The organism is Streptomyces calidiresistens, assembly GCF_014141525.1.
GTDB lineage: Bacteria > Actinomycetota > Actinomycetes > Streptomycetales > Streptomycetaceae > Streptomyces > Streptomyces calidiresistens.
This window is the reverse complement of record NZ_VKHS01000335.1, coordinates 1-5,680: the sequence shown is the minus strand read 5'-3', so window position 1 is coordinate 5,680 and position 5,680 is coordinate 1. Positions and strand designations below refer to the sequence as shown.

The window sequence follows — 5,680 nt, the reverse complement described above, 5'->3', positions numbered from 1 at the left end:
CGCCTGGACGGCCCCCTCTCCCGCTTCCCCCTGCCCGCCTACATGACCTACGGCTTCTCCGCGGTGGCCCTGGGCAACGCGATCGGGGCCGTGAACGAGCTGGTCGACGGGGCCGGCTCGGGGCGCCCCGTGGGCCTTTCCGGGTCTCTCGCGCAGTCCCCGCTCGTCCAGATCGACCTCGCCCGGGCGGAGGCCCGCCTGTACTCGGCACGGGCCTTCCTCATGGAGAGCCTGCGGGGACTGTGGGACGACGCCCTGACGGGTCGGACGACCCCCACCCCGGAGCGCGCCCGGGCCAAGTTGGCCATGAGTCACGCCGTCACCGAGTCGGCGGCGGTGGTGGACACGGTCCACACCCTCGCCGGCGGCCCCGCGGTGATGCGCGGACACCCCCTGCAGAAGCGGTTGCGGGACGCGCACGTGATCACCCAGCACGTCCAGGTGAGCAGCCGCACCTATCCGCTGTACGGGAAGGTGCGCCTGGGCGTCGAGCTGGACGCCGCCTCGTGGCGGTTCGCGATCTGATGGGTCCTCGGCGTGAGTCCGCGCCCCCGGTCCCCGGGGCGCGGGAGCTGGGGGTCACCGGCGCCTTCGTGTTCGCTCCCGAAGCCTTCCCCGACCACCGCGGGGTCTTCCTCTCCCCCTACCGGGAGGCGGTCTTCTCCGCCGCGGTGGGACGGCCCCGTTTCCCCGTCGTCCAGACCAACCACACCCGGTCGGCGGCGGGCGTCCTGCGCGGCGTGCACTTCACGCTGACCCCGCCCGGAGCGGCCAAGTACGTGTACTGCGCGCACGGTCGGGCGCTGGACCTGGTGGTGGACCTGCGGGTGGACTCCCCCGGCTTCGGCACCTGGAGCGCGGTCCCGCTGGAGGCCCGCGTCCCGAGGGCCGTGTACCTGCCGGTGGGGGTGGGACACGCCGTGCTGGCCCTGGAGGACGACACCGTGATGTCCTACCTGATGACCGCCGCCTACGCCCCGGAGCTGGAGCACTCGGTGGCGGCGGACGATCCGGAACTGGGACTGCCGATTCCCACCGACCCGCCCCCGATCCGTTCCGAGCGGGATCACACCGCCCCGCGGCTGGCGGAACACCGACGCGCGGGCCGGCTGCCCACCCTGGCCGACTGCGCGCGGGCCGAGGCGGAGATCTTCCGATGACCGACACCCGGCCGCTGATCGTCGTTCTGGGGGCCTCGGGGTTGATCGGCACGGCGGTGCTACGGGCCTTCGCCGCCCGACCGGTGCGACTGCGGGCGGTGGCGCGCGGGCCGGTCTCCCCACCGGCCGGGACGCGGGGGGCCGCGATCGAGGTCCGGGCCCTGGACCTGTGCGGCCCGGGAGCGGTGGCCGAGGCGGTGACCGACGCGGACGTGGTGGTGCACCTGGTGGCCCGGACCGACGGCGGATGGCGGGTCCGGGCGGACGATCGTCTCGCCCGGCGCGTGAACGTGGGCGTGCCGGCCGACCTGGTGGAGGCGTTGCGCGCGGGACGGGGGACGGGGCGCCGGGAAGGACCCCCACCGCTGGTCGTCCTGGCGGGCAGCACCAGCCAGGACGTGACCCGACCGGATGGGACGGGAGGGGACGGCGGGCGGCCGGTGACCGTCTACGACGGCCACAAGGCCGAGGCCGAACACCTGGTGACGACGGCCCACGCGGAGGGGGTGGTGCGCGCCCTCCCCCTGCGGCTGCCCACCGTCTACGGCCTGCCCGGGGGACTCGGGGACGGCACCCCGGCGGGGGAACGTCCCCTCGATCGGGGAGTGGTCTCGACGATGGCACGGCGGGCACTGGCGGGCGAGGCCCTCCCCCTCTGGTACCCCGGGGTACGGCGCGAGCCCCTGCACGTGGACGACGTCGCCGACGCGTTCGCCGCGGCCGTCGAACACGCCGACCGGTTGGCGGGGGCCCCCCGGACCGTGTCGGGCGGAGGGGGCATGACGCTGACCGACCTCTTCGGGGACATCGCCGCGACGGTGGCCCGGGTGACCGGGAGGGCCCCCGTTCCGGTGCTCCGGGTCCCGCCGCCGGAGGGGGCCCAGGCCACCGACGCGATGGACACCGTGGTGGACGACCCGTTCTTCCGCCGGATCACGGGGTGGGCCCCGCGGGTGACGTGGGACCGGGGCGTGGAGCGGACGGTCGCCGCCCTGGCCGGTGCGTCCGGGACCCGGCCCGGTTTCCGCCAGGTCACCCCGCCGGGGGCGCGATGACCAGGGCGCGCAGGCAGGCGAGCAGGGTGCGGGCCTCGACGTTCAGGTAGTGGCCGTGCCTCAGCAGGCCGGTGAGCTGGGCCGCCGTCGCCCACCGGAAGGCGGGTGGGAGGTCGAGCGGGAAATCCTCCCCGACCTCCACGATCCGGTAGCGGGTCAGCGCCTCGTGGAACCGCCCGCCCTCCTCGGAGAGCACCACGTCGTGCCGCACCGGGCCCCCGGGCGGCTCCCCGTGGCCGAGGCCGGGGATCGTCACGGTGAAGGGGTCGCCGATGAGGGACCGGTCCGCGCCGGGCAGCCACTGGTGGGAGGGGGCCATCTCGACGGTGTCGAGCAGGCCGTACTCGGGACGGGCCTGTACCAGCACATGGGTGACGCCCTCGATGGGGCGGATGACCAGGACGGCCGAACCGGGACCCGGGGGGCGGAGCAGTGGCTGGTCCCAACCGGTGATCTCCCGTCCCCCGGCCTCGACCCGGAGGCCGAGCACGGCGAAGTCGCGGCGCCGGTCGTCCACCAGCCTCCCACCGGTGATCGACCATCCGGGCACCTCGGCGAGCGGGATCAGGCGGGCGGACCAGTCGCACCAGGTCTTGGCCTCGGTGAACCAGCTCAGGAGGTCGGCGGTGGTGTGGCGGGCGGGGGCGTCCGGGTGGAAGGAACGCGTGAGCGGATCGTCCGCCGCCGACTCCCGATCGCCCCTCCCGACGGGGAGGGGCATGCACGCCAGGACGGTTCGGGTGTCCATGTTCACCAGGTTGTCGACCCGGAGCAGGGCGTGGAGCAGGGGCAACGGCAGCCATCGGAAGTTGTCGTCCACCGGGACGGGACCGGGCACGCGGACCACCATGTTGCGGTTGCGCTTGCGCCAGAACCATCCGCCCTGCTCGGACTGGAGAACGTCGACCAGCACCTCTCCCCGCCCGGGTCCCACGAAGTGTTCCAGGTGGGGCGGCCGGCGCCCCCCGTGGACCCGGGTGTGGTTGCTGCGGGTGGCCTGGACGGTGGGCGACAGCTGGGGGCCGTCGATGTTGCCCGGTTCCTCCTTGGCCTGCACCAGACAGTGGGGGACGCCGTCGATGTCTCGGACCAGCAGGCCCAGGACACCGATCTCCGGTTGGTTGATGACGGGATGGGCGTGCCGGGAAGCGCCCGCCACCCGCACCCCCAGGCCCTCCACGGTGAAGAAGCGGCCACTGGTGTGGCCCAGGTTCCCGGTGACCGGATCGACGTGCCAGCGTTCCAGGGCGTGGAGCCCCACCTCGGTGACCCGCATCCGCCGGGCACCACGCCGTTCCTCCCACCATCGCCGGAACTCCGCCGGGGTGGAGAGCACGGCCTCCTCCCGGCGGGCCACCAGTCCGGATCTCCCCATCGGCCCTCCTTTCCGTCGGTGTTCCGTCGGATCCCCGACCCGGTGTTCCCCCTCCCCGCGGTCCCTCAGAGTTCGGCCAGCACGTCCCGCAGCGCCTCGATCACCCGATCCTGCGCGTCCGGGCGGAGGGAGGGGTACATGGGAAGGGAGAAGATCTCCTCGGCGGCGGCCTCGGTCACCGGGAGGTCGCCGGGCCCCCCACCGAGGTGGGCGAAGCCCTTCTGGAGGTGGACGGGCCACCGGTAGCTGATGTTGAGGGCGATGTCCCGCTCCCGCAGGCGCTCCAGGATCAGGTCCCGGGCGGGATGGCGGACCACGTAGAGGTAGTACACGTGGGTGTTGTCCGGGGCCACCACGGGAAGCCGCAGGGAGGTGTCCCCCAGCCCCTCCCGGTACCGGTCGGCCACGAGGCGGCGCCGCGCGATGTAGTCGTCCAACCGGCGGAGCCTGCGGCGCAGGATCTCCGCCTGGACCTCGTCCAGACGGCTGTTGTACCCGGGAGTGGCGACGACGTGGTAGACGTCCTCCATCCCGTAGTAGCGGAGCCGTCGCAGGGCGGAGTCGAGCGCGGGGTCGTCCGTGATCACGGCCCCGGCGTCGCCGTAGGCCCCGAGCACCTTGGTGGGGTAGAAGGAGAACGCGGCGAGCGTGCCCGTGCTCCCGGCGGGGACGCCGTTCCGGGTCGCGCCGTGGGCCTGGGCGCAGTCCTCCAGGATCGGCAGGTCATGGGCGGCGGCGATGTCGCGCAGCGCCTCGGTGTCGACGCACTGACCGTACAGGTGGACGGGGAGCAGACAGCGGGTGCGGTCACCGATGACCCCGGGCACCCGCGTCACGTCCATGAGCATCGTGTCCGGCACCACGTCGACGAACACCGGGGTGGCGCCGACCGCGTCGATCGCCACCACCGTCGGGGCCGCCGTGTTGGACACGGTGACCACCTCGTCACCGGGCCCCACCCCCAGGGCGCGCAGGGCGAGCACCAGGGCGTTGGTGCCGTTGTCCACGCCCACGCAGTGCCCCACCCCGTGGCGGGCCGCGTACTCCCGTTCGAACCCCGCGACGCTTTCGCCCAGGACCAGCCGCCCGGAGCGGAAGACGGTGTCCACCGCGTCCAGGAGGTCGTCGCGTTCCTCCTCGTACTCGTCGATGTAGTCCCAGACGCCTTGGGTCACCGAGCAGCCCCTCTCTCCGTTCCGACGGGAACAGCCGACGCCGCCCCGGATTCCGGCAGCAGCGGAGCGTCACCATTGAAACCCACCGGGGACCCGGGGAGCGGCCCCCGGAACGGGGTCTCTTCGGAGGACGGTCCCGGCCCTCCGGACGGACGGGTGGGGATGTCCACCGATCGGTTGACACCCCCACCGCCGTCCGTCCGGAGGACCCCTGTCGAAACTTTGCGGTTTCGATGAGCCCGGGCTACCTTTCCGCGCATCGAAAGGTTGTGCGTTCGGGTTGGGGGGACGATGACTGCTCGGGCGCGATCCCGGCTGTCGGCGGAACGCGAGGGGGAAATCCTGCGCGCGGTCCTGGAGTTGTTGCGGGAGCACGGCTACGAGGCCCTCACCATGGACCTCGTCGCCGCCCGGACCCGTTCCAGCAAGGCCACTCTCTACCGGCAGTGGGAGAGCAAGGCGAGGCTGGTCCTGGTCGCCCTGCGCCGGGCCGGCGGCACGCCCGGGAACGGCGGGGACATCGACACCGGCTCGGTCGCCGGCGACCTGCGCGAACTGATGCGTCGGGCCGGTGACCACGTGGTGCAGAACACCGAACTCCTCCGGGCCCTGGCCCTCGAACTCCACCGGGGCACCGAACTGCGGGAGACCTTCCGGGAGGTGATCCTCCTTCCGGAGATCGAGGTGCTGCGGACCATCCTCGATCGCGGCGTGGCCCGGGGCGAGATCACCGCCGGGGGCCCCTCCGCCGAGGAGATCACCTACATGCTGATGGGCGCCATCGTCGGGCGTCCGCTGCTGGAGGAGCGGGAGGCCGACGCGGAGTTCCTCGTCCGCTGCACCGACACCATGGTCCTGCCCGCGCTGGGGGTTCCGCCCCGGCCGTAGACCCCCACCCCCGAGGCACCCGGCGAC

General features: G+C 73.4%; 6 protein-coding genes. 4 read left to right on the top strand and 2 right to left on the bottom strand.

Annotation, left to right across the window (positions count from 1 at the left end; all coding sequences use genetic code 11):
• From FOE67_RS14745 to FOE67_RS14735, 3 genes are all read left to right on the top strand, one after another.
• A partial coding sequence (locus tag FOE67_RS14745; protein ID WP_267133332.1) for an acyl-CoA dehydrogenase family protein occupies positions 1–525 on the top strand: 525 nt, incomplete at its 5' end.
• A complete protein-coding gene (locus FOE67_RS14740) occupies positions 525–1,160 on the top strand; it encodes a dTDP-4-dehydrorhamnose 3,5-epimerase family protein (RefSeq protein WP_182664408.1) in 636 nt (211 codons plus the stop codon). The genes FOE67_RS14745 and FOE67_RS14740, both read left to right, overlap by 1 nt.
• Positions 1,157–2,215: an NAD-dependent epimerase/dehydratase family protein gene (locus tag FOE67_RS14735; RefSeq protein WP_182664405.1), complete on the top strand. Its 1,059-nt coding sequence runs from the start codon at positions 1,157–1,159 to the stop codon at positions 2,213–2,215. Before FOE67_RS14740 ends, FOE67_RS14735 begins: the two co-directional genes overlap by 4 nt.
• Here the strand turns inward: FOE67_RS14735 and FOE67_RS14730 are convergent.
• Positions 2,193–3,590, bottom strand: a complete 1,398-nt coding sequence (locus FOE67_RS14730) for an NDP-hexose 2,3-dehydratase family protein (protein WP_182664403.1) — start codon at positions 3,588–3,590, stop codon at positions 2,193–2,195. The two genes, FOE67_RS14735 and FOE67_RS14730, sit on opposite strands and share 23 nt — an antisense overlap.
• 65 nt (positions 3,591–3,655) lie before the next feature.
• The gene (locus tag FOE67_RS14725; RefSeq protein WP_182664401.1) at positions 3,656–4,765 is read right to left on the bottom strand and encodes a DegT/DnrJ/EryC1/StrS family aminotransferase; all 1,110 of its coding nucleotides are present in this window, start codon (positions 4,763–4,765) and stop codon (positions 3,656–3,658) included.
• Positions 4,766–5,056: 291 nt separating this feature from the next.
• Here FOE67_RS14725 and FOE67_RS14720 point away from each other — a divergent pair, with 291 nt between their 5' ends.
• Positions 5,057–5,653: a TetR/AcrR family transcriptional regulator gene (locus FOE67_RS14720; protein WP_182664399.1), complete on the top strand. Its 597-nt coding sequence runs from the start codon at positions 5,057–5,059 to the stop codon at positions 5,651–5,653.
• Positions 5,654–5,680: the final 27 nt, after the last annotated feature.

Excerpts from the sequence above, each read along its gene's own strand:
- FOE67_RS14740 (WP_182664408.1), top strand. The coding sequence starts at position 525 with ATGGGTCCTCGGCGTGAGTCCGCGCCCCCGGTCCCCGGGGCGCGGGAG.
- FOE67_RS14735 (WP_182664405.1), top strand. The coding sequence starts at position 1,157 with ATGACCGACACCCGGCCGCTGATCGTCGTTCTGGGGGCCTCGGGGTTG.
- FOE67_RS14730 (WP_182664403.1), bottom strand. The coding sequence starts at position 3,590 with ATGGGGAGATCCGGACTGGTGGCCCGCCGGGAGGAGGCCGTGCTCTCC.
- FOE67_RS14720 (WP_182664399.1), top strand. The coding sequence starts at position 5,057 with ATGACTGCTCGGGCGCGATCCCGGCTGTCGGCGGAACGCGAGGGGGAA.